Annotated in this window: 17 protein-coding genes and 1 pseudogene; 11 read left to right on the forward strand and 7 right to left on the reverse strand. The window is 72.2% G+C overall.

Translation table 11 applies throughout. The features are described from left to right. Window positions 1-7: 7 nt before the first annotated feature. The 3 genes from ACZ68P_RS07125 to ACZ68P_RS07135 are packed head-to-tail and all read right to left on the reverse strand — an operon-like array spanning window position 8 to window position 2,527. Window positions 8-793 (reverse strand): SAM-dependent methyltransferase, encoded by a 786-nt coding sequence (locus ACZ68P_RS07125; RefSeq protein WP_471003722.1) that lies wholly within the window; start codon window positions 791-793, stop codon window positions 8-10. Continuing rightward, complete coding sequence (locus ACZ68P_RS07130; protein WP_471003725.1) at window positions 790-1,482, reverse strand: glycerophosphodiester phosphodiesterase; 693 nt, start codon at window positions 1,480-1,482, stop codon at window positions 790-792. Before ACZ68P_RS07130 ends, ACZ68P_RS07125 begins: the two co-directional genes overlap by 4 nt. 19 nt (window positions 1,483-1,501) lie before the next feature. Next, complete coding sequence (locus tag ACZ68P_RS07135) at window positions 1,502-2,527, reverse strand: adenosine deaminase (protein ID WP_471003728.1); 1,026 nt, start codon at window positions 2,525-2,527, stop codon at window positions 1,502-1,504. A 74-nt stretch (window positions 2,528-2,601) separates the two neighbouring features. On the opposite strand from ACZ68P_RS07135, the gene ACZ68P_RS07140 reads away from it, so the two are divergent. Beyond that, complete coding sequence (locus ACZ68P_RS07140) at window positions 2,602-3,297, forward strand: DUF4190 domain-containing protein (protein ID WP_471003731.1); 696 nt, start codon at window positions 2,602-2,604, stop codon at window positions 3,295-3,297. A 258-nt stretch (window positions 3,298-3,555) separates the two neighbouring features. Here ACZ68P_RS07140 and ACZ68P_RS07145 read toward each other — a convergent pair whose 3' ends face one another. Beyond that, window positions 3,556-4,098: an NADAR family protein gene (locus ACZ68P_RS07145; RefSeq protein ID WP_471003734.1), complete on the reverse strand. Its 543-nt coding sequence runs from the start codon at window positions 4,096-4,098 to the stop codon at window positions 3,556-3,558. Window positions 4,099-4,273: 175 nt separating this feature from the next. On the opposite strand from ACZ68P_RS07145, the gene ACZ68P_RS07150 reads away from it, so the two are divergent. The 6 genes from ACZ68P_RS07150 to ACZ68P_RS07175 all read left to right on the forward strand — a co-directional run bounded on the left by ACZ68P_RS07150 (window position 4,274) and on the right by ACZ68P_RS07175 (window position 11,484). Then, entirely contained in the window at window positions 4,274-5,788 is a 1,515-nt protein-coding gene (locus tag ACZ68P_RS07150) for a gamma-aminobutyraldehyde dehydrogenase (RefSeq protein ID WP_471003736.1), read from the forward strand. Window positions 5,789-5,863: 75 nt separating this feature from the next. Then, window positions 5,864-7,111: an ABC transporter substrate-binding protein gene (locus ACZ68P_RS07155; protein WP_471003738.1), complete on the forward strand. Its 1,248-nt coding sequence runs from the start codon at window positions 5,864-5,866 to the stop codon at window positions 7,109-7,111. Window positions 7,112-7,153: 42 nt separating this feature from the next. Beyond that, the gene (locus ACZ68P_RS07160; protein ID WP_471003741.1) at window positions 7,154-8,305 is read left to right on the forward strand and encodes an ABC transporter ATP-binding protein; all 1,152 of its coding nucleotides are present in this window, start codon (window positions 7,154-7,156) and stop codon (window positions 8,303-8,305) included. Beyond that, entirely contained in the window at window positions 8,302-9,237 is a 936-nt protein-coding gene (locus ACZ68P_RS07165) for an ABC transporter permease (protein ID WP_471003744.1), read from the forward strand. Before ACZ68P_RS07160 ends, ACZ68P_RS07165 begins: the two co-directional genes overlap by 4 nt. Next, window positions 9,237-10,031: an ABC transporter permease gene (locus ACZ68P_RS07170; protein ID WP_471003747.1), complete on the forward strand. Its 795-nt coding sequence runs from the start codon at window positions 9,237-9,239 to the stop codon at window positions 10,029-10,031. Before ACZ68P_RS07165 ends, ACZ68P_RS07170 begins: the two co-directional genes overlap by 1 nt. A gap of 34 nt (window positions 10,032-10,065) precedes the next feature. Further along, entirely contained in the window at window positions 10,066-11,484 is a 1,419-nt protein-coding gene (locus ACZ68P_RS07175; RefSeq protein WP_471003750.1) for an NAD(P)/FAD-dependent oxidoreductase, read from the forward strand. An 18-nt stretch (window positions 11,485-11,502) separates the two neighbouring features. On the opposite strand, the pseudogene ACZ68P_RS07180 reads toward ACZ68P_RS07175, so the two are convergent. Then, window positions 11,503-13,933: pseudogene (locus ACZ68P_RS07180) on the reverse strand (MMPL family transporter). A gap of 401 nt (window positions 13,934-14,334) precedes the next feature. On the opposite strand from ACZ68P_RS07180, the gene ACZ68P_RS07185 reads away from it, so the two are divergent. Together ACZ68P_RS07185 and ACZ68P_RS07190 are read left to right on the forward strand one after the other, a co-directional pair. Then, window positions 14,335-14,805: a hypothetical protein gene (locus ACZ68P_RS07185; RefSeq protein WP_471003753.1), complete on the forward strand. Its 471-nt coding sequence runs from the start codon at window positions 14,335-14,337 to the stop codon at window positions 14,803-14,805. A gap of 98 nt (window positions 14,806-14,903) precedes the next feature. After that, window positions 14,904-16,721 (forward strand): chitinase, encoded by a 1,818-nt coding sequence (locus ACZ68P_RS07190; RefSeq protein WP_471003756.1) that lies wholly within the window; start codon window positions 14,904-14,906, stop codon window positions 16,719-16,721. A 74-nt stretch (window positions 16,722-16,795) separates the two neighbouring features. On the opposite strand, the gene ACZ68P_RS07195 is transcribed toward ACZ68P_RS07190, so the two are convergent. Both ACZ68P_RS07195 and gabT read right to left on the reverse strand, forming a co-directional pair. Continuing rightward, the gene (locus ACZ68P_RS07195; RefSeq protein ID WP_471003758.1) at window positions 16,796-17,563 is read right to left on the reverse strand and encodes a phosphatase PAP2 family protein; all 768 of its coding nucleotides are present in this window, start codon (window positions 17,561-17,563) and stop codon (window positions 16,796-16,798) included. A gap of 97 nt (window positions 17,564-17,660) precedes the next feature. After that, entirely contained in the window at window positions 17,661-18,995 is a 1,335-nt protein-coding gene (gene gabT / locus ACZ68P_RS07200) for a 4-aminobutyrate--2-oxoglutarate transaminase (RefSeq protein ID WP_471003760.1), read from the reverse strand. Between the two features lie 301 nt (window positions 18,996-19,296). Between gabT and ACZ68P_RS07205 the strand changes: the two genes are divergently transcribed. Together ACZ68P_RS07205 and ACZ68P_RS07210 are read left to right on the forward strand one after the other, a co-directional pair. Further along, window positions 19,297-21,624 carry a type IV secretory system conjugative DNA transfer family protein gene (locus ACZ68P_RS07205; protein WP_471003762.1) on the forward strand — a complete coding sequence of 776 codons (2,328 nt, stop codon included), beginning with the start codon at window positions 19,297-19,299 and terminating at the stop codon, window positions 21,622-21,624. Between the two features lie 262 nt (window positions 21,625-21,886). Continuing rightward, a complete protein-coding gene (locus ACZ68P_RS07210) occupies window positions 21,887-23,449 on the forward strand; it encodes a PucR family transcriptional regulator (protein ID WP_471003764.1) in 1,563 nt (520 codons plus the stop codon). The last annotated feature ends 76 nt before the right edge of the window (window positions 23,450-23,525 follow it).

Below are 23,525 nucleotides of genomic sequence, written 5' to 3' on the forward strand. Positions count from 1 at the left end.
GCCGCCCTTACGGCTTGCGGCCCACCGCGCCGAACTGGGCCACCTCGCTCGCGGGAGCGAAGCGCCAGCTCGCGCACGAGACGACGCCGGGGTCGAGGATCTCCAGGCCGTCGAGGAAGGAGACGAACTCGGCGCGGCTGCGGGCGGTGATCGGCGGGGTGGCGTTCTCGTTCCAGAACTCCATCGCCGCCACGTTGCCCTCGCCGCCGAGCTCCGGCTCCAGGGTCGGATGGGTCAGCACGAGATGGCTGCCCGACGGCACCGCGTCCATCAGCGTGCGCACGATGCGCCGCGCCTCGTCGGTGTCCAGGACGAAGTTGAGGATGCCGAGCATCATCACCGCGACCGGCTGCCCGAGGTCCAGCGTCTTCGCCGCCGCCTCCAGGATCCGCTCCGGCTGCCGGGCGTCCGCGTCGACGTACTCGGTGACGCCCTCCGGGGAGCTGGTCAGCAGCGCGCGGGCGTGGGTGAGCACGATCGGGTCGTTGTCGACGTACACGACCCGGGCGGCCGGCGTGATCCGCTGGGCGACCTCGTGGGTGTTGTCGGCCGTCGGCAGTCCCGTACCGATGTCGAGGAACTGGCGCACGCCGGCGTCCGCGGCCAGATGCGTCACGACACGGCCGAGGAACGCCCGGTCCGCGCGCGCCACTTCGCCGATGCTGGGATAGAAGCCGGTGACCTGGTCGCCGACCGCGCGGTCCACCGGGTAGTTGTCCTTGCCGCCCAGCCAGTAGTTCCACACCCGGGCGTTGTGGGCGACGTCCGTACGGATCCTCTCGGTGCCGGTCACCTGGGGACATCCCTTCGCAGTTCGGCGGCGAGCGCGTCCACACGGTTCGTGGTGATCGAGTCCACGCCGTGGGTGATCAGCTTACGCATGCTCCGCCGGGTGTCGGCGGTCCAGGCCGAGACGAGGTAGCCGTCGCGGTGCACCTTGTCCACCAGCTCCCGACTCACCAGGCCGAAGCGGTAGTTGAGCCAGCGCGGCCGGACCGCGTCCAGCAGGACGGCACGGGGCGGGGAGAGCGTGTTCCACGTCAGGGAGATCTCGGCGGACGGGTCGGCCGCCCGGATCTGGAGCATGGCGACGCCGCCCGCGCAGTAGTAGACCCGCTCGGCCGCCCCGCACTCGCGGACCGTGCCGACGATGGTGCGGACCGACGTCTCGTCCCCGCCGGGCAGGTCGAGCAGCAGCCGGTGCGGTCCGGCCGCGATCAGGGCCTCGCGCAGGGTGGGGACGCCGTGGCGGGTCAGCTCCCGCAGCTGTGCGAGGGAGAGGGCGGAGAGCGCCCGGTCGTGCCCCCACAGCCGTTTGAGGGTGTCGTCGTGCAGGAGGACGGGGACACCGTCGCCGGTGAGCCGTACATCGATCTCGACGGCGTCCGCACCTGCCTCGACCGCCGAGACGATCGAGGGCACGGTGTTCTCGCGGACGCGGTAGGGGTCGCCGCGGTGGCCTACGGCAGTGACGTGGTCCATGGGCCCATTGTGGCGGCTGTCAGCGGCCCAGCCAGGTGTCGGTGTACGTGTCGATCTCGGCGCTGATCCGGGCCTTGCCGCTCGTGTCGAGGAAGGACGCCTCCACGGCGTTCTTGGCGAGGGCGGCCAGGCCGCGCTCGTCGAGGTCCAGGAGACGGGCGGCGACCGCGTACTCGTTGTTGAGGTCGGTGCCGAACATCGGCGGGTCGTCGCTGTTGATCGTGACCAGGACCCCGGCGTCCACCATCTCCTTGAGGGGGTGCTCGTCCAGGTGCGTGACCGCGCGGGTCGCGATGTTGGAGGTCGGGCAGACCTCCAGGGCGATCCGGTGCTCGGCGAGGTGGGCCAGCAGGGCCGGGTCCTTCACCGCGCTGGTGCCGTGTCCGATGCGCTCGGCGCGCAGGTCGTGCAGGGCGTCCCAGATCGTCCGCGGGCCCGTCGTCTCGCCCGCGTGGGGGACGGAGTGCAGGCCGGCCGCGATCGCTCGGTCGAAGTACGGCTTGAACTGCGGGCGCGGCACCCCGATCTCCGGGCCGCCGAGACCGAAGGAGACCAGGCCCTCGGGGTGCAGGTCGACGGCGAGCCGGGTGGTCTCCTCGGCGGCGGCCAGACCGGCCTCGCCGGGGATGTCGAAACACCAGCGCAGCACGACGCCCAGCTCGGCTTCGGCCGCCTTGCGGGCGTCCTCGATGGCCTCCATGAAGGCGACCTCGTCGATCCCGCGACGGGTCGAGCTGAACGGGGTGATCGTCAGCTCGGCGTAACGGATGTTCTGGCGGGCCATGTCACGGGCGATCTCGAAGGTCAGCAGCCGGACGTCCCCGGGGGTGCGGACGAGGTCCACGACCGAGAGGTAGACCTCGATGAAGTGGGCGAAGTCGGTGAAGGTGAAGTAGTCGACGAGCGCCTCCGGGTCGGTGGGGACCTTGGAGTCGGGGTGGCGGGCGGCCAGTTCGGCGACGATGCGGGGGGAGGCGGAGCCGACGTGGTGGACGTGCAGCTCGGCCTTGGGGAGTCCGGCGATGAAAGGATGGAGATCGGTCATCCGATCATCGTAGGCGGGCCGTTCCGCCGTGGGGGCGAGGTCGTAGCATGGCGGCACCACGATGGGGGAGGCCCATGTCAGAGAAGAGCGACCAGCCGCAGGGCGGGTACGACCCGGCGGATCCGTGGGCTCCGCCGAACCGCGACGGGGTGGAACTGAGCAAGCCGGCCACGCCGCCGGCGCACGACCGTCCGCCGGTCCACGACCAGCCGACGATGACGGCGATGCCGACGGGGGACGGCGGCACGGGCCAGGTGCCGCCGCCTCCGGTCGCGCCCGGCGGCCCGGCGGCCGCGCCCGGGGCGTACGGCTACCCCGCGGCACCCACCGCGCCGACGACCCCCGGGGGCACGGGCGGGTACGGCTACCCCGCCTATCCGGCGTACGGCTCGACGCCTTACGGCTCCACCGCTTACGGCGCCGGCGGCTACGGCCAGACCGGCTGGCAGCAGGCTCCGGCCAACGGCATGGGGACGGCCGCGATGGTGCTCGGCATCGTCTCCGTGGTCGGCTTCTGTCTGTACGGCCTCGGAGGCATCCTGGGCATCCTCGCGCTGATCTTCGGGATCATCGGGGTGAAGAAGGCGGGCCGGGGCGAGGCGACGAACCGGGGCATGGCGGTCGCGGGCATCGTGCTCGGCGCGATCGGGATCCTGATCAGCGCGGCCTTCCTGGCCTTCGTGGTCTGGGCGATCCAGCAGGACCCCTCGACCTTCGAGGAGGACCCGTCGGACCCGTTCGCGACGAGCCTGGTCGCGGACCGGCGGTAGGAACGGGACCGGGCCGGCCCGGCGCCACGAGGCGGCGGCGCGGTCGGACGGCGGAAGGGGCGGCCCTCTGAGGGGCCGCCTCTCCGCGTTTCCGCCCGTGTGCGTCGCGCCCCTCCGCGCGATGGCCTTCCGGGCTCCGGTCCCTCCGCGCGCTGCCCTCCGCGCACTGCCCTCCGCGGTCCCGCCGTTCGGCGTAGGCGGCGCTCCGCGTCCCCGCCCCTCCACGCTCCCGCCGGTCGGCACGGACGCCCCCGCCCGTCAGCCCAGTCGCTCCCGCGCCTCCATCAGGGCGAAGCCGAGGAGGTTCAGGCCGCGCCATCGGGAGGGATCCGTCGCGCGGGCGTCGTCGGCGGCCAGACCGATGCCCCAGATCCGGTCCATCGGGCTCGCCTCGACCAGGACGCGGCCCCGCGTGCCGAGCAGGAACCACCGCAGCCGCTCGTCGGAGGAGAACTTGTGGACGCTTCCCTCCACGACGATCCCGAAGCGCTCCCGCTCCCAGACCTTGTCGTCGAAGCCCCGCACCAGGCGCCCCGCCTTCTTCGCCTCGGCGGGCGAGGAAGCGGCCAGCGCCGCCCGCTCGGCGTCCGCGTCCCCGAAGAGCCGCGCCTTCTCGGCCATCATCCAGTGCTCGGCGGTCGCGTACCGCACTCCGGCGACCTCGAACGGTGACTCCCACCACTGGCTCAGGCAGCTCGCCGAGAGCGTCCCGTCCGGCCGTGGCCGGTGGCCCCAGAAGTGCAGCCACTTCACCCGTTCACCACTGCTGACCTGCTGCGTCAGCTCTTCGATCTTCCCCATGCATGCGAGTGTGGCAGTCGCCACGGACACTCCGTACGGGTATTTCCCGGGTCCCTCGACACATGGTCGACCGATTCCGTCGCGTAACCAAAAGGCAACAACGGAATCCCTTGTTGGGCAAGCGTGCCTCTGTCAGGATCGGCACTCAATTCGAGCTGGAACAACGGAGAGCGTCATGGGCAACCGCTTCCAGGTGACGGACCGCTTCGCGGCCGGCGCACAGTACATCGGCGGGCGGCTGCGGCCCGGAGACTCGGGTGAGGAGCACAGCGTCGTCGACCCGGCCACCGGCGAGAGCGTGTACACCTACGCCCTCGCCTCCACCGCCGACGTCGACGCCGCCGTCGCCGCGGCCCGGGACGCCTTCCCCGCATGGGCGGCCGCCACCCCGGGCGAGCGCTCCGACGCCCTGCACCGCTTCGCGGGCGTGCTCGCCGAGCGGGCCGAGGACTTCGCCCGGGTCGAGTCCCTCCAGTGCGGCAAGCCGATCAGGCTCTCCACCGAGTTCGACGTCCCCGGCACGATCGACAACACCGCCTTCTTCGCCGGCGCGGCCCGCCACCTCCAGGGCCAGTCCGCCGGCGAGTACAGCGGCGACCACACCTCGTACGTACGGCGCGAGCCCATCGGTGTCGTCGGCTCCATCGCCCCCTGGAACTACCCGCTCCAGATGGCCGCCTGGAAGGTCCTCCCGGCCATCGCCGCCGGCAACACCATCGTCCTCAAGCCGGCCGAACTCACCCCGCTCACCTCGCTGATGTTCGCCCAGGCGGCCACCGAGGCGGGCATCCCCGACGGCGTCGTCAACATCGTCACCGGGGCCGGGCGGACCGCCGGCGAACACCTCGTCGGCCACCCGGACGTGGCCATGACGTCCTTCACCGGATCCACCCCCGTCGGCAAGCGGGTCGCCGAGATCGCCACCTCCACCGTCAAGCGGCTCCACCTCGAACTCGGCGGCAAGGCGCCCTTCGTGGTCTTCGACGACGCCGACCTGGAGGCGGCCGCCCACGGCGCCGTCGCCGCATCCCTGATCAACACCGGCCAGGACTGCACCGCCGCCACCCGCGCGTACGTCCAGCGCCCGCTCTTCGACGCCTTCGTCGCGCGGGTCGCCGAACTCATGGAGAGCGTCCGCCTGGGCGACCCCTTCGACCCCTCCACCGACCTCGGACCGCTGATCAGCCACGCCCAGCGCGACCGGGTCGCGGGCTTCGTCGACCGTGCCCGCGGCTACGCCACCGTCGTCACCGGCGGCGAAGCCCCGGGAGGCGAGCTGAAGAACGGTGCGTACTATCGTCCGACCCTGATCACCGGCGCCGCGCAGGACAGCGAGGTCGTGCGCTCGGAGATCTTCGGACCGGTCCTGGTGGCCCTGCCCTTCGACGGCGACGACGAGGGCATCCGGCTCGCCAACGACACCCCCTACGGACTCGCCGCCTCCGCATGGAGCCGCGACGTCTACCGGGCGAACCGGGCCACCCGCGAGATCAAGGCGGGCTGCGTCTGGGTCAACGACCACATTCCGATCATCAGCGAGATGCCGCACGGCGGCTACAAGGCGTCGGGATTCGGAAAGGACATGTCGGCGTACTCCTTCGAGGAGTACACGCAGGTCAAGCATGTGATGTTCGACAACACGGCGGTCGCCGCGAAGGACTGGCACCGCACGATCTTCGGGGACCGATAACCATCCGAAATGCGGCTCACGCCGCGTGGCCTGCCGTCCGACCAGCGGCGAAACCATCCCGAAAGGGCACAGCGCATGGAGCAGTACGAGCCCGACCGCCTCTCGGCCGCCCAGCTCGCGGCGATGCGACGCAGTCTGACGAGCGGCCGCGGAGCCCTCAGCCGCCGTTCGATGCTGCGCGCCGGAGGCGTCGGCGCGCTCACGGTCGGCGGCCTCGCGTCCCTGAGCGCCTGCGGCATCCCGCCGGCCAAGCGGGAGGGCCAGGGGCCCGCGTCCACGGACTTCTCGGCCAAGGAGAAGCAGCTGAGCTTCTCCAACTGGACCGAGTACATGGACGTCAGCGAGGACGAGAAGTCCCGCCCCACCCTGGAGGCGTTCACGAAACGCACGGGGATCAAGGTCAAGTACACCGAGGACATCAACGACAACGTCGAGTTCTTCGGCAAGATCAAGCCGCAGCTAGCGGCCGGCCAGGACACCGGCCGTGACCTGATCTGCGTCACCGACTGGCTCGCCGCCCGCATCATCCGGCTGGGCTGGGCGCAGAAGCTCGACCCGTCGAACCTGCCCCACGCCTTCGCCAACCTCTCCGCGCAGTTCCGCCGCCCCGACTGGGACCCGGGCCGCGCCTACTCGTACCCGTGGACCGGTATCTCGACCGTCATCGCGTACAACGCCAAGGCGACCGGCGGCAAGAAGGTCGACTCGGTCACCCAGCTCCTGGACGACCCCTCCCTCAAGGGCCGGGTCGGCTTCCTCACCGAGATGCGCGACTCGGTCGGCATGACCCTCCTCGACATGGGCAAGGACCCGGGGGCCTTCACCGACGCCGACTACGACCAGGCGATCGGGCGGCTGCAGAAGGGCGTCGACAAGAAGCAGATCCGCCGCTTCACCGGCAACGACTACACCTCCGACCTGGACAAGGGCGACCTCGCGGCCTGCCTCGCCTGGGCCGGCGACGTCATCCAGCTGCAGGCCGACAACCCGGACATCAAGTTCGCCATCCCCTCGGCCGGCTACATCACCTCCAGCGACAACCTGCTGGTCCCGGCCAACTCCCGGCACAAGGCCAACGCAGAGAAGCTCATCGACCACTACTACGAGCTTCCGGTCGCCGCCCAGCTCGCCGCGTACATCAACTACGTCTGCCCGGTCGACGGGGTGAAGGACGAGCTCGCCAAGATCGATCCCGAGCTCGCGAACAACACGCTGATCCTTCCCGACAAGGCCATGGCCGCGAAGTCGCACGCCTTCCGCTCGTTGACGAGCCAGGAAGAGACGGCGTACGAGGAGAAGTTCGCCAAGCTCATCGGTGCGTGAGCAACCGTCGTCCACCTCTTACGAACACCGGGATCGCAACCCATGACTGACACGACCACCGGCGGCGACGTCCGTCTCACCGGCATCAGCAAGACGTACGGCTCCTTCACCGCCGTCCACCCGCTCGACCTGACCGTCCCGCAGGGCTCGTTCTTCGCCCTCCTCGGCGCCTCCGGCTGCGGGAAGACCACCACCCTGCGCATGATCGCCGGCCTGGAGGACCCCACCACCGGGTCGGTCTTCCTCGGCGACAAGGACGTCACCGACCTCCCGCCGTACAAGCGGCCGGTCAACACCGTCTTCCAGTCCTACGCGCTCTTCCCGCACCTGGACATCCACGAGAACATCGCCTTCGGTCTGCGCCGGCGCGGCATCAAGTCCGTGAAGAAGCAGGTCGGCGACATGCTCGACCTCGTCCAGCTCGGCGACAAGGCCAAGCACAAGCCGCACCAGCTCTCCGGCGGCCAGCAGCAGCGCGTCGCCGTGGCCCGCGCGCTCATCAACCACCCGCAGGTGCTGCTGCTCGACGAGCCGCTCGGCGCCCTCGACCTCAAGCTGCGCCGCCAGATGCAGCTGGAGCTCAAGCGGATACAGACCGAGGTCGGCATCACCTTCGTCCACGTCACCCACGACCAGGAGGAGGCCATGACCATGGCCGACCAGGTCGCGGTGATGAACGGCGGCCGGGTCGAGCAGCTCGGCGCGCCCGCGGACCTCTACGAGAACCCGCGCACGACGTTCGTCGCCAACTTCCTCGGCACCTCCAACCTCATCGAGGCCGACGTCGCCGAGACCGGCGCCACCGACCTGATCGTGACGGCCGGCGGCGGCAAGCTCCGGCTGCCCGCCGACCGCTGTACGGCGGCCGTCCGCGCCGGCGGCAAGGTCCTCGTCGGCGTCCGCCCCGAGAAGATCTCCCTCACGCACGCCGACGACGCGGGAAGCATCGCCGACGGCCGCAACAAGGTCACCGGCCGGATCGTCGACTCCTCCTTCATCGGCGTCTCCACGCAGTACGTGGTGAACAGCCCGGCGGGCGCGGAGCTCCAGGTGTACGAGCAGAACATCGAGCGGGACGGGCGCCTGACGCCCGGCGCCGAGGTCGTCCTGCACTGGAACCCGGCCCACACCTTCGGCCTCGACGCGGCCCAGGCCATCGACGCGGGCGTGGAGACGCTGGAGGACGCCTCATGAGCACCACCCTCGCCAAGGAGGCGCCGCCCACCCCGCCCGCGCCGGACCTCCCGGTCCGCAAGGCGGCCACCCGCAGGCGGCTCGTCCCGTACTGGCTGCTCCTGCCGGGCATCGTCTGGCTGCTCGTCTTCTTCGCGCTGCCGATGGTCTACCAGGCCTCGACCTCCGTGCAGACCGGCTCCCTGGAGAAGGGCTTCGAGGTCACCTGGCACTTCCGGACCTACTGGGACGCCTTCCAGGAGTACTGGCCCCAGTTCGTCCGCTCCCTGCTGTACGCCGGTACCGCCACCCTGCTGTGCCTGCTGCTCGGCTACCCGCTGGCCTATCTGATCGCCTTCAAGGCCGGCCGCTGGCGCAACCTCCTCCTCGTCCTGGTCATCGCGCCCTTCTTCACCAGCTTCCTCATCCGGACGCTGGCGTGGAAGACGATCCTGGCCGACGGCGGCCCGGTCGTGGACGTCCTCAACACCCTGCACGTCCTGGACGTGACCAGCTGGCTCGGCTGGACCGAGGGAGACCGGGTGCTGGCCACCCCCATGGCGGTGGTCTGCGGACTCACGTACAACTTCCTGCCGTTCATGATCCTGCCGCTCTACACCTCCCTGGAGCGCATCGACGGCCGGCTGCACGAGGCGGCCAGGGACCTCTACGCCTCGCCCGTCACCACCTTCCGGAAGGTGACCTTCCCGCTCTCCATGCCGGGCGTGGTCTCGGGCACCCTGCTCACCTTCATCCCCGCGAGCGGCGACTACGTCAACGCCGAACTCCTCGGCTCGACCGACACCAAGATGGTCGGCAACGTCATCCAGTCGCAGTTCCTCCGGGTGCTCGACTACCCGACGGCGGCCGCGCTGTCCTTCATCCTCATGGCGATCGTGCTGGCCATGGTCACCGTCTACATCCGCCGCGCCGGAACGGAGGACCTGGTCTGATGCGCTGGATTCGTCGCAACCTCGTCGTCATCGCGGGTCTGCTCACGCTCGCGTACATGATCGTGCCGAACGTCGTCGTGATGGTGTTCTCGTTCAACAAGCCGAACGGCCGCTTCAACTACGCCTGGCAGCGCTTCTCGCTGGACGCCTGGAAGGACCCCTGCGGCGTCGCCGACCTGTGCGGCTCGCTGACCCTCTCGCTCCAGATCGCCGCCTGGGCGACGCTGGGCGCCACGGTCCTCGGCACGATGATCGCCTTCGCGCTGGTCCGCTACCGCTTCCGCGCGCGGGGCGCGATCAACTCGCTGATCTTCCTGCCGATGGCGATGCCCGAGGTCGTCATGGCCGCCTCCCTGCTCACGCTCTTCCTGAACATGGGCGCCGAGCTGGGCTTCTGGACGGTCCTGATCGCCCACATCATGTTCTGCCTGTCCTTCGTCGTCACCGCCGTCAAGGCACGCGTGATGTCGATGGACCCGCGACTCGAGGAGGCCGCGCGCGACCTCTACGCGGGCCCGGTGCAGACCTTCGTACGGGTCACGCTGCCGATCGCCGCCCCCGGCATCGCCGCCGGAGCGCTGCTCGCCTTCGCCCTCTCGTTCGACGACTTCATCATCACCAACTTCAACGCGGGCTCGACCGTCACGTTCCCCATGTTCGTCTGGGGCTCGGCGCAGCGCGGTACGCCCGTCCAGATCAACGTCATCGGTACGGCGATGTTCGTCCTCGCCGTACTGGTGGTGGTGGCCGGACAGATCATCACGAACCGGCGCAGGAAAACAGCGGCAAGCTGAGTAGGAACAGAAACACCTGAAGGAGTTGGAAACCATGGCCCCCGTCGCCATGCGTCTCGCTGCACGATCTCTCTCCGACGCCCAGCCCGTCCCCTTCTGGCTGGAAGACCCCGGCAAGCCCGGCGCCCTGCCCGCCCTCACCGGCACCGAGAAGTGCGACCTTCTCGTCGTCGGCGGCGGCTACAGCGGACTGTGGACCGCGCTCCTCGCCAAGGAGCGCGACCCCTCCCGGGATGTCGTCCTGATCGAAGGCCGCGAGGTGGGCTGGGCCGCCTCGGGCCGCAACGGAGGCTTCTGCGCCGCCTCCCTCACCCACGGTTTCGGCAACGGGCTCGCCCGCTGGCCGGACGAGCTGCCGAAGCTGGAGGAGCTCGGCGAACGCAACCTCGACGCCATCGAGGCGGCGGTCGCCCGCTACGCCCTGGACTGCGACTTCGAGCGCACCGGCGAGATCGACGTCGCCACCGAGCCGCACCAGCTCGACGAGCTGCACGAGGTGTACGGCGAGATCGAGCGGCTCGGTCTCGCCGACGGCCTCGAACTCCTCGACGGCGACGCGGTCCGCGCGCAGGTCGACTCCCCGACCTTCCTCGGCGGCCTCTGGGACCGGCGCGGGGTCGCCATGCTCAACCCGGCCAAGCTGGCCTGGGGCCTCAAGCGCGCCTGCCGGGACCTGGGCGTACGGATCTACGAGAACACCCCCGGCCTCGACCTGGTCTCCGTCGGCGCCGGCATGGGCGTCCGCACCCCGTACGGCCGCGTCCTCGCCCGCCGGGTCGCGCTCGGCACCAACGTCTTCCCGTCGCTGGTCAAGCGCGTCCGGCACTACACCGTCCCGGTCTACGACTACGCCCTGACGACCGAGCCGCTCTCGGCCGAGCAGCTCGCCGCCGTCGGCTGGAAGAACCGCCAGGGCCTGGGCGACAGCGCCAACCAGTTCCACTACTTCCGGATCACCGCCGACCACCGCATCCTGTGGGGCGGCTACGACGCGATCTACCGCTTCGGCGGCAAGGTCGCCGCCGAGATGGACCACCGCCCGGAGACGTACCTCAAGCTCGCCGAGCACTTCTTCCGCTGCTTCCCGCAGCTGGAGGGGCTCCGCTTCAGCCACGCCTGGGGCGGCGCGATCGACACCTGCTCGCGCTTCTCGGCCTTCTTCGGCACGGCGTACCAGGGGAAGGTCGCGTACGCGGCCGGCTTCACCGGTCTCGGCGTGGGCGCCACCCGCTTCGGCGGCGACGTGATGCTCGACCTGCTGGCGGGGGAGCGCACCGAACGGACGGAGCTGGAGATGGTCCGCTCCAAGCCGCTGCCGTTCCCGCCGGAGCCGATCGCCTGGGCCGGCATCGGCCTCACCAAGTGGTCCCTCGCCCGCGCCGACGAGAACGGCGGCCGGCGCAACCTGTGGCTGAAGGCCATGGACCGCGTCGGCCTGGGCTTCGACAGCTAGGGCGCCGACCCGGCGGGGTCACGGAGTCTTCCGGGACCCCGCCGGGTTCCCCCGCGCCTGCGCCGTCTCGCCCTCGCCCTCGGTGTCGACGTGCGGCAGGATCCGGTCCAGCCAGCCGCGGGGTCCACCACGCCCACTTTCCGAGCAGGGTCATCACGGCGGGCACCAGCAGCAGCCGCGCGACCGTCGCGTCGATGAGGACGCTCGCGGCCAGGCCGAGCCCCATCATCTTCACCACGATGCTGTCGTTGAGGATGAAGGCCGCGAAGACGCTCACCATGATGAGCGCCGCGCAGGTGATGACACGGGCCGTGATCTCCAGGGCGTGCGCCACGCTCGCCTTCGCGTCGCCGGTGCGCAGCCACGCCTCGTGGACCCGGGACAACAGGAAGATCTCGTAGTCCATGCTCAGGCCGAAGACGATGGCGAACATCATCATCGGCACGTAGCTCTCGATGGGCACCTCGCCGGAGACACCGAGCGCCGGGCCGCCCCAGCCCCACTGGAAGACGGCGACGACGACGCCGTACGAGGCGGCGATGGACAGCAGGTTGAGCACCGCCGCCTTGGCGGCGACCAGAGGGCCGCGGAAGACGACCAGGATGACGAGGAACGCCAGGGCGACGACCACCGCGATGATGAGCAGCAGCCGGCTGGAGACGATGTCGAGGAAGTCCACCTGGCTGGCGGTGGTGCCGGTGACGTACGTGGTCGCGGTGGTGCCGGCGACCGCCCGCGGGAGGACGTCGTCGGCCAGGTGATTGGTCAGCGTCGTGGTCCGCTCGTCCTGCGGGGCGGCGGCCGAGTAGGCCGTGGCGATCAGGACGTCCCCGTCCGAGGTGGGCGTGAGCGGCGTGATCAGGACGGCGTCGGGCACCCCGGTGAGCGCCTTCTGTGCCTGGCTCGCCAGGGCGGAGCGGTCGGCCGCCGGGACCGACGTCTGGTCGATCACCAACGTCAGCGGTCCGTTGGAACCGGGCCCGAAGGCCGTGGACATCAGGTCGAACGCACGCCGGTCGGTGAAGGACTTCGGGTCCGCGCCGTCGCCGATGTGCCCGAGCTGGATGGAGAACAGGGGGATGGCGAGCACGACGAGGACGACGACGCCGGAGGTCAGGAACCACCAGGGGCGGCGCTCCACGCGCAGGGCGTAGCGGTGCCAGGTGCCGTGGGCCTCGCCGGGTGTCCCGGGGGCCGTTCTTCCGGTCGTCGCCCCGTTCGTTCCGGCGTACGTCCCGCCCTTCGTCGCTCCGCTCGCTCCGTCGTCCGTCCCGTCGGTCTCGGCGACGGGGGTGCGCAGATGCAGCCGGTCGATGTGGCGCCCGATGAGCCCGAGCATCGCCGGGACGAGCGTGAGGGCTCCGGCGACGGCCGTGACCACGGTGGAGGTCGCGGCGAGCCCGAGCAGGCCGATGAAACTCAGTCCGGAGACCCACAGGCCGCCGAGGGCGATGACCACCGTGCAGCCGGAGACGAGGACGGCCCGCCCGCTGGTCGCGGTGGCGATCCCGGCCGCCGTGACGGGATCCCGGCCGTTCATCAGCAACTGTCGGTGCCGGGTGATGAGGAAGAGGGCGTAGTCGATGCCGACGCCGATGCCGATCATCGTGGCGAGGGTGGGGGAGACGGTCGCGAAGTTCCACACCGCGGCGAGGAGGCCGAGGATCGCGAGGCCGCAGACGGCCGCCACCAGGGCGGTGACCAGGGGCAGCACGGCGGCGATCAGACTGCCGAAGCCGATGATCAGGACGATGACGGCGACGCCGAACCCGATCGCCTCGCTCAGCCTGTCGTCCGCCTCCGGCCGGGCCAGCTCACCCAGCGCGCCACCGTACTCGACCTGCACCCCGGCCGCGCGCAGGGGTTCCACGGCGCTGTCGACCCCGGTCAGGTAGTCGTCGCCGAGGGTGCCGGGCTGGACGTCGAAGCGGACGGTGATGTAGCCGGTCTTCCCGTCGGTGGACAGCGGGCCGACGTCGGGCGTGCCCGACGGCGGGGGAGTCGGCTGCGCGCCGGGCGCGGGCAGCGGGCTCGTAGCGTTCAGGACGTGCGGAAGCTTCTTCAGCGAGTCCACGGCGGACGAGACCTGGTCGCCGACGTCGGTGAGGGGCTTGGCACTGTCGTACAGCACCACCTGGGCACTGTAGCCGCCGGCGGCGGGCTCGTGCGCGCGCAGCACGTCGAGCCCTTCCTGCGACTGGGTGCCCGGCAGCGAGTAGTTGTCGGAGTACTCGCCGCCGTACGCGTGGTTCAGTCCCACCAGGGCGCCCAGGGCGACGATCCAGGCGACGAGCACGATGACGCGGTGGCGGGCCGACCACTCGCCGAGGCGGCGCAGGGCGCCCTTGCCGGAGGGGGGCTCCGGAGCAGGAGACGAGGGAGGCCTCTTCCCGCCCGGAGCGGGGCCGGGACCACCCAGCGGGGGCTCCGACGACTGCGGAAACGGCATGGGTCCTCCCGGTGCGGGGCGGCGCGCCGAGACGCCGAGGGGGACGCGACGGCGCGGGCATCACGGACATCGCGGACTATCCGCGTGGACGCCCATCCGAACACGCCGGGCACGGGCGGCGGCGCGGCTCCCGGGGAGGCCGACCCCCGTCCACCCGATCGGGCGCGTGCCGGGGGCCGGTGGCGGGCGGGGCCGTTGTCGTACGCCGTAGTCGGGGCCGTTGTCGTACGCCGGAGCCCCGCGCGCCGGGTGGGCGCCGGGGGCGTGCACCTCTTGATCGGCATGTGACCCGGATCACCACCCTCCCGGAGGGCGAACCCGCGTAATGATCGTCGCCCGCCCCGCTCTCTGTGGGTGGGCGCGCGTCCGCGGGCCCGCGTAGGGAAGGGAGGCCGTTGGTCATGAGTGGTTCGGGGGCCAGGACCGCAGTGGAGTGGCTGGCGTCGGTGGCGCCGGATCCCGACGCCTGCCGATGGGAGTGGCAGCGCAACCCCCTCGGCGTCGCGCTGCTGCCCGCGGGCCGGCAGTGGGACGTGCTGATCCTGCCCGGGGAGCTCGGATACCCCACGCTCGACGTGCTGGGGCGGCTGGTGGACCGGCCGGGGCCGGTCCTCGCCGACTTCGGGGATGCCCGGACCGGCTTCTTCGTGCCGCCGGGCACGGCCGCCCGGTGGCTCGGGACGGGAGTGCGGGGCGCCGGCCGCGGTACCTGGATCGTGGTGCCCTACCCGGGCCGGGCGACCGGTGGGGTGCGCTGGCTGGTGCCGCCGGACGGGGCGGGGACGCTCACCGACGCCGCGCTCCTGGAGCTGGCGATGCACGAGGCGGCGGGGCGGCTCGCCAAGGGGGAGAGGGGCGCGGGCGGGAGGTAGCCCCGGGCGCACGGCCGGACAGAGGTCTTGACCACTTGATTGGTCTGGACCATGCTGTGGCGCGCTCCACCTCGATTCCCCCACCCCCGGAGGCAGTTGTGGACCGCACCTCCCCACGCACCAGACCGCTCACGCTTCTGCTGGCGGGCGTGCTCGCCGCCGGCGGACTCGTCGCCCTCACCCCCGCGGCCCAGGCCGCCGACACCGACCTCGCGCGCAACGGCGGCTTCGAGTCCGGCCTGGACGGCTGGAGTTGCACGGCGGGCAGCGGCGCCGTCGTCACCTCGCCCGTGCACGGCGGCACCAAGGCGCTGCGCGCGACCCCGGCCGGCAGCGACAACGCCCGCTGCTCCCAGACCGTCACGGTGAAGCCGAATTCCGACTACACGCTGAGCGGTTGGGTCCGCGGCGGATACGTCTACCTCGGCGCGTCCGGCACCGGTACGACCGACGTCTCCACGTGGACCCCGTCCGCCACCGACTGGCAGCGTCTGACGACCACCTTCAGGACCGGCGCGTCCACCACCGCGGTGACCGTCTACACCCACGGCTGGTACGGCACCGCCGCGTACCACGCCGACGACCTGAGTCTCGTCGGCCCCGGCGGAGCACCCGTGGAACTCCCGGCCGCCCCCGCCGGTCTCACGGCGGGCAGCCCCACCTCGTCGAGCGTCCCGCTGACCTGGTCGGCGGTCCCGGGCGCCACGTCCTACCACGTCTACCGCGGCGGCACGCGGATCCTGACCGTCTCCGGCACCACCGCCACGGCGACCGGCCTGACGCCCGCCACCTCGTACAGCTTCCAGGTCTCGGCCGTGAACAGCGCCGGCGAGTCCCCGAGGTCGGCGGCGGTGACGGCGACCACGACCACCGGCGGAGGCGGGAACCCGGGCGGGCAGCTGCCCGCGCACGCCCTCGTCGGCTACCTCCACGCCAGCTTCGCCAACGGCTCCGGCTACACCCGGATGGCCGACGTCCCCGACTCCTGGGACGTCGTCAACCTCGCCTTCGGCGAACCCACCTCGGTGACCTCGGGCGACATCCGCTTCAGCCTGTGCCCGGCGACGGAATGCCCCGGCGTCGAGACACCGGCCGAGTTCAAGGCGGCGATCAAGGCCAAGCAGGCGGCGGGCAAGAAGGTCCTCATCTCCATCGGCGGCCAGAACGGCCAGGTCCAGCTCTCCACGACCGCCGCCCGTGACACCTTCGTCTCCTCCGTCTCGAAGATCATCGACGAGTACGGACTCGACGGCCTGGACATCGACTTCGAGGGCCACTCGCTGTCCCTCCAGACCGGCGACACCGACTTCCGCAACCCGACCAGCCCGGTGATCGTCAACCTCATCCAGGCGGTCAGGACCCTCAAGGCGAAGTACGGCGCCGGCTTCGTCCTGACGATGGCTCCGGAGACCTTCTTCGTCCAGCTCGGCTACCAGTACTACGGCTCCGGCCCCTGGGGCGGACAGGACCCGCGCGCCGGCGCCTACCTGCCGGTCATCCACGCCCTGCGCGACGACCTCACCCTGCTCCACGTGCAGGACTACAACTCGGGCTCGATCATGGGCCTGGACAACCAGTACCACTCCATGGGCGGCGCGGACTTCCACATCGCCATGACCGACATGCTCCTCACCGGCTTCCCGGTCGCCGGCAACACCGACCGCGTCTTCCCCGCCCTCCGCCCCGACCAGGTCGCCATCGGCCTCCCGGCCTCGACCCAGGCGGGCAACGGCCACACCACGCCCGCCGAGGTGAACAAGGCCCTGAACTGCCTGACCCGGAAGACCGACTGCGGCTCGTACCAGACCCACGGCACCTGGCCCGCCCTGCGCGGCCTGATGACCTGGTCCATCAACTGGGACCGGTTCAACGCCTGGGAGTTCAGCCGCAACTTCGACGCCTACACCTGGAGCTGACGGCCGGCCCGCCACCTCGTCGAACAGCCGGGCCGGAGCCGACACGGGCTCCGGCCCGGCCGTGCGTGCGCCGGTCACGCGGGCGGGCGGCCGTACCGTTCGGCCACCGCGGGCCAGCGGAGCAGGGGGAGGCACAGGGCGAGCGAGGCGATGACGTCCAGGGGCCAGTGGTAGCCCCGCAGGATCAGGGCGGTTCCCGTCAGTGCCGTCAGGACGGCGGCGACGGGGATCAGACGGTTCGAGACCAGGAAGGCGGCGCCGAAGTAGGCGACCATCGCCGTCGCGGTGTGGCCCGAGGGGTAGTAGCCGGCGGCCCAGGGCTCCAGCGGGCCCGGGCGGGCCGTCCATTCCTTCAGGGGGACGACCAGGGCCGGGACGAGCGCCATGGCGAGGCCCGCGGACAGCGCCCGGGCGCGGTGGCCGCGCCACCACGCGTACGCCATGGCGCAGGCGAGGACCGGCAGGGCGACGACCAGGTCGCCGAGGGCGGAGCCGAGTTCGGAGAGGCCGCGCGGGACGGTGTCCACCAGGGCGCGGGAGAGGCGTTCGTCCAGCCGGGCGGCCGGGCCGTCGACGAGGACCTGCCAGGTGACGAGGGCGAGGGCGACGAGCGCCGAGAAGACAGCCGGCCTCCCCGGAACAGGGGGGGTGGTTCCGGGGAGGCCGGCTTGACCGGGCTGCCGCTCGCCCCGGGGGGTGTGGGGCGGGCGGCCATCCGATCGGTGAGGAGTTCCGGAGCCCGAGGCTCCAGCGGTGTGCGCGAGGGCACGGTCAAGGCGGGGCTGGGGAGGCTCCGCCCTGGTGTCGCCCGCAGTCTCCTGCGAGCGGGGTGTTTCTCTCATCTGCAGAAACCGTACGCCACGGAAGAGGGGGCCGACAGCCGGATCTCCATCCCGCCATCGGCCCCCCACAGCTTCTTCACACCAGGTGTCGAACGCCTCAGATTCCGGCGAACGCGTTCTCGATGATGTCGAGTCCCTCGTTCAGCAGGTCCTCGCCGATCACCAGCGGAGGCAGGAAGCGCAGCACGTTGCCGTAGGTGCCACAGGTGAGGACCAGCAGGCCCTCGGCGTGGCAGGCCTTCGCCAGCGCGCCCGCCGCCTCGGGGTGCGGCTCCTTGGTCGCCCGGTCCTTGACCAGCTCGATGGCGATCATGGCGCCACGGCCGCGGATGTCACCGATGGCGTCGAACTTCTCGGCCATCGCCGACAGGCGGGCCTTCATGATCGACTCGATGTTCTTCGCCTTGGCGTTGAGGTCGAGCTCCTTCATCGTCTCGATGGAGCCGAGAGCACCGGCGCAGGCCACCGGGTTGCCGCCGTAGGTGCCGCCCAGACCGCCGCCGTGCACGGAGTCCATGATCTCGGCACGGCCGGTGACGGCGGCGAGCGGCAGGCCGCCCGCGATGCCCTTGGCGGTGGTGATCAGGTCCGGGACGATCCCCTCGTCCTCGCACGCGAACCACTGGCCGGTCCGGCAGAAGCCGGACTGGATCTCGTCGGCGACGAAGACGATGCCGTTGTCGTTGGCGAACTTCACGAGCGCCGGCAGGAAGCCCTTGGCCGGCTCGATGAAGCCGCCCTCGCCGAGGACCGGCTCGATGATGATCGCGGCGACGTTCTCGGCGCCGATCTGCTTGCTGATCTGGTCGATCGCCTGGGCGGCGGCCTCGGGGCCGCAGTTCTCGGCGCCGGTGGGCCAGCGGTAGCCGTAGGCGACCGGGACGCGGTAGACCTCGGGGGCGAACGGACCGAAGCCCTGCTTGTACGGCATGTTCTTCGCCGTCAGCGCCATCGTGAGGTTGGTACGGCCGTGGTAGCCGTGGTCGAAGACGACGACGGCCTGGCGCTTGGTGTACGAACGGGCGATCTTGACCGCGTTCTCGACGGCCTCGGCGCCCGAGTTGAAGAGCGCGGACTTCTTGGCGTGGTCGCCCGGGGTCAGCTCCGCCAGCGCCTCGCAGACCTCGACGTACCCCTCGTACGGCGTGACCATGAAACAGGTGTGCGTGAAGTCGGCGAGCTGCGCGGCGGCGCGGCGGACCACGGCCTCGGCGGAGGCGCCGACGGAGGTCACGGCGATGCCGGAACCGAAGTCGATCAGACGGTTGCCGTCGACGTCCTCGATGATGCCGCCGCCGGCCTTGGCCGTGAAGACGGGCAGCACGGAGCCCACGCCGCCGGCCACGGTGTCGAGGCGGCGGGCCTGCAGCTCCTGCGACTTCGGACCGGGAATGGCGGTGACGACGCGCCGCTCCTGCGGGACAGCGTTCATGCGGGGCTCCTGGGATGTTCTGGACGCACTTGTGGTTTCTTCGCAGGCTAGGCGTGGTGGAGGGGGGTGGGCATGCGCCGATAGGGAGTGTTGCGGGGTGTGTCGTTGTCCGCGGCGGACATAGGCACCCGCGCACGACACCGGCGCGAGTCGCTGAACTCACTCCCGTGGGGGCACTAGATTGACCGTGCACAGGCGGGCCTGGCTGGTCAGGGGGCAGCGGTTCATGGATTCCGAAGGCACATTCGACGCACGGGGCACACGGGCCAATCCCGTGCCACGCCCGGCGACGCCCCCGCGGATGCCGGCCGCCCCGCCGCCGGCCGGAGCCGGGGCGGACGCGGACGCGGCGCCCGTGTACGGATCCCACGCCCCGCCCGCGGACGGCGCGTCCGCGCCGCGGCCCCCGCACACGCTCGGCACGCCGCCCGCCGGTTCGCCCGCGATGCCCCGGCACGCTCCGGTCACCCGGCCCGCCGTCGCCGACTGGCTGCGTGTGCCCCGGCCCGCGGCCGCCCCCGGCGTCTGGCGGTTCGGCCACCGCGAGCGGCCCGAGGAGGAGCCGGACCTCGTGCCCGGCCGCCAGCTCCTCACCGGTGCCTTCGTCGCCTACCTCTGCGGCTGGCTGCTCTGGTCGCTGCTGTTCAACGGCTATCTGGAGGGCTGGTGGATCTTCGTCGACGACTGGTGGCTGCTGCCGATGACCCTCCTCGTCCCCGACTCCTGGCAGTCGCAGCACAGCCCCCACATCCAGTGGTTCATCGCCGCCACCTACCTGTGGGACGCCGTCGTCCTCGCCCTGCTCGCCGTCGGCTTCGGGCGGATCGGCAACTGGCGCGAGGTCTGGCTGCGCTACGGCGTCCCCCTGTGGCCGCTGTTCGTCCTCGTCCAGGGCGTCTGGAACGACATGCCCCGCGGCATCGAGACCTGGCTCACCTGGGCCTCCAACCTCTATTACGTGCTGCTCGCCGCAGCCGTCGCCGCGGCCGTCACCCGCGTCGGCACCTGGCCCGCCGTCCGCCGCCGCCTCGGCACGGCCGACCCGGTCGCCGAGACGCCGCCCCCGCCCGCCGCCGACCCCGCCGAATGGCCGGAGCTCCGCGAGGCCGGACTCACCGATGCCGCGGGCACCCTCGCCGACGCCACGCGCCGGGGCACCCTCGGCGACGTCGACTACGCCCGCATCCGCCGGGCCTGGCAGGGCGTGCGCACTCGTCCCGAGCGGCTCGCCGCCTTCGACGACGCGGTGCGCACCCGGGGCGCCGCCGCCTGCGCCCACCCCTCCGGGGTGCGCGACCTGCCCGTCCGTACCGCCACGCACGACCTCGCCACCGCGCAGGTCCTCATCGGCACCGCCGCCGACCACCCCCGCAACCCCTACGCCCGTCGCACCACCGGCGTCGCCCTGGAACCCGGCCTGCTCGGCACCTCCCTGCTCGCCGTCGGCCCCGCCGGTTCGGGAAAGACCGTGCGCCTCGTGCGGCCGGTCGTCGAGTCCCTCTGCCTGCAGGCCCTCGCCAACCGGGCGGCCGTCATCGCCGTCACCGCCCACGGCACCGCCGTCGGACCCGACGACTCCTTCGACGTCGTCGTCTCCGTCGGACGCCCCGACTCCACCCACGACCTCGACCTGTACGGCGGCGCCGACGACCCCGACGAGGCCGCCCGGATCCTCGGCGAGGCACTCGTCGGGGACCTGGCCGCCGACAGCCGCCGGGCCGCCACCGCGCTCGCCCAGCTCCTGGGCCCGTTCCACAGCGCGTACCACCGCTTCCCCGCCGTCCCCGAGCTGCGCGAACTGCTGGCCGGAGCGCCGGCGGCGATCGGCGCGCTGCGCGAGGCCGTCGCGGGCGACCCCGCCCAGCTGCGCGAACTCGACGCCCGCGCCCGCCAGGCCCAACGCGGCGACGACATCGGCGTCCTGCTCGCCGAGCGGATCGCCTTCCTCGACCGGCCCGCGTTCGCCCGCTTCTTCCGTACGGAGGGCCAGGAGCGGCAGTTCTCCCTCCGGACCGTCGAGCACCCCCTCCGGGTCCGCGTCGACCTGCCCGAACGCGGCCACGCCGAAGCCTCCCGGATCGTCTCCCGGCTGCTGCTCGCGCAGTTCGCCGAGGCCGCCCTCGCCCGCCGCGACCGGTCGCTCTTCGCCTGCCTGGTCCTGGACGACGCCTCGTACACCGTCACCGGCGAATCGGTCCGCGCGGTGCAGCGGCTGCGCTCGGCGAACGCCGGAGTCGTCCTCGCCCTGCGCAGCCTGGAGGAGGTCCCCGAGACGCTGCGCGGTGCGCTGCTCGGCGCGGTGGGCTGCCGGATGGCGTTCGCCGGGATCGCCCCCTGGGACGGCGGGCGCTTCGCGGAGACGTGGGGCACCGAATGGGTGCAGACCAGGGACGTCACCAACCGGCAGATCATCTCCGACGAGCCCCTCACCAAGGCCCTGCACTTCATGCGCCGGGTGGTGACCGGCAAGGCGGCGACGGCCGAGGCCGTGACCGTACGCGAGGTCGAGCGGGAGCGCTGGTCGGCCTCCGACCTGGCCCACGCGGTCCCGGCCGGGCACGCCGTGCTGTCCCTCGCGCATGTACGGGGCGAACACACGCCACCGCTCCTGGTGGACCTGCGGAGCTGAGGCGGGGAGTGGGGCGGTCGCCCGCGCTGGCTGGGCCGGGCGGCGGCGGGAACGGCCGCCGGGCCGAGGCGGTGGGGGAAGGGCGGGGCGCGGTGGTACGGGGCGCGGGCCCTGGCCGGGGCGCGGGGTCGTAGAGGCGCGGGGCCGGGCCGGTGTCGTCGGGGCGGTGACGAGCCCACGCGCGAGCCGGTGGGCCCTGGCACAATCGGGGGCGCCGCTCGGCTGAGCGGCGCCCCCTCGCTCAAAGGTCCGACGGTCTCCAATGCCGCCCACCCTCGCCTCCCTCGTCCACCACTCGGCGCTCAAGCTCACCGTCCGGGCCGGTGAGGACCGGCTCGACACCCCCGTGCGCTGGGCCCACGTCAGCGAGCTCGCCGACCCCGTCCCGTACATGGAGGGCGGCGAACTGCTGCTCACCACCGCGCTCACCCTCGACGCCGAGGACTCCGAGGCGATGCACCGCTACGTGCGGCGGTTGCTCGCCGCCGGGGTGGTCGGGCTCGGTTTCGCCATCGGCGTCAACTACGAGGACATCCCCGGGGCGCTCCTCGACGCGGCCCGGGCGGAGGGCCTGCCCCTCCTGGAGGTGCCGCGGCGGACCCCGTTCCTGGCGATCAGCAAGGCGGTGTCGGCGGCGATCGCGGCGGACCAGTACCGGGCCGTCACCGCCGGCTTCGAGGCGCAGCGCGAACTTACCCGGGCCGCGCTCGCCGAAGGCCCGGACGCGGTCGTGGCGCGGCTGGCGGCGCACGTGAACGGATGGGCGGCGCTGTACGACACCTCAGGAACCGTCATCGCCGCGTCCCCCGAGTGGGCGGCGCGCCGGGCCGCCCGGCTGACGCCCGACGTCGAGAGGCTGCGGGACCGGCCGGCGCCTGCGAGCGCGGTGGTCGGGGGCACCGACGACCGGGTCGAGCTGCAGTCCCTGGGCACCGGGCGGCGGGTCCGGGGCGCGCTGGCGGTCGGCACGGCGGCGCCTCTCGGGACGGCCGAACGCTACGCCGTGCACTCCGCCATCGCCCTGCTGACGCTGACGACGGAGCGGTCGCGCTCCCTCCAGGCGGCGGAGGGGCGGCTCGGCGCGGCGGTGCTGCGGATGATGCTGTCGGGGCAGCCGGACCACGCGCGGGCCGTGGCGGGAGACCTGTACGGCGGGCTGCTCGACGCGCCCTTCCGGCTGCTGATCGCGGAGCCCTCACCCGGGGAGCCGGAGGGCGAGCCGCCGCTTCCGGCGCTCGCCGAGGCGCTGGAGTCGGCGGCGGCCCGGGCGGGCGAGACGGTCCTCGCCGTGCCCGAGGGCGAGGACCGGCTGGTGGTCCTCGCGGGAGACGGCGGAGCGGTCGTGACGGTGTGCGAGGCGTACGCGGAACGTGAGGCGGAGGAGGCCGGTGTGGTCGTCGGGCTCTCGGCGCCGACGGGTCCGATCGCGGCGGCCGCCGCGTACAAGCAGGCCGAGCAGGCGCTGTCGGTGGCGCGGCGACGGGGCAGGGCGCTGGTCGAGCACGAGGACCTGGCGGCGGGCTCGGTCCTGCCGCTGCTCGCCGACGACGCGGTCCGCGCCTTCGCCGACGGCATGCTCCGTGCCCTCTACGAGCACGACGCCACGGGCCGCGGCGATCTGGTCGCGTCGCTGCGGGCCTGGCTCTCCCGCCACGGCCAGTGGGACGCGGCGGCCGCGGACATGGGCGTGCACCGCCACACCCTGCGCTACCGCATGCGCCGCGTGGAGGAGATCCTGGGCCGCTCCCTGGACGACCCGGACGTCCGGATGGAGCTGTGGCTGGCCTTGAAGGCGACGGGCGCCGACGCGTCGGGGGAGCACTGACGGTGCGGGTGCGGGGGCCCGTGCTCGTAGCGGTGCGTGTGCCCGTGCCGGTGGCGGTGCGGATGCCGGTGCGGGT

Source organism: Streptomyces sp. NPDC036822 (assembly GCF_055609145.1).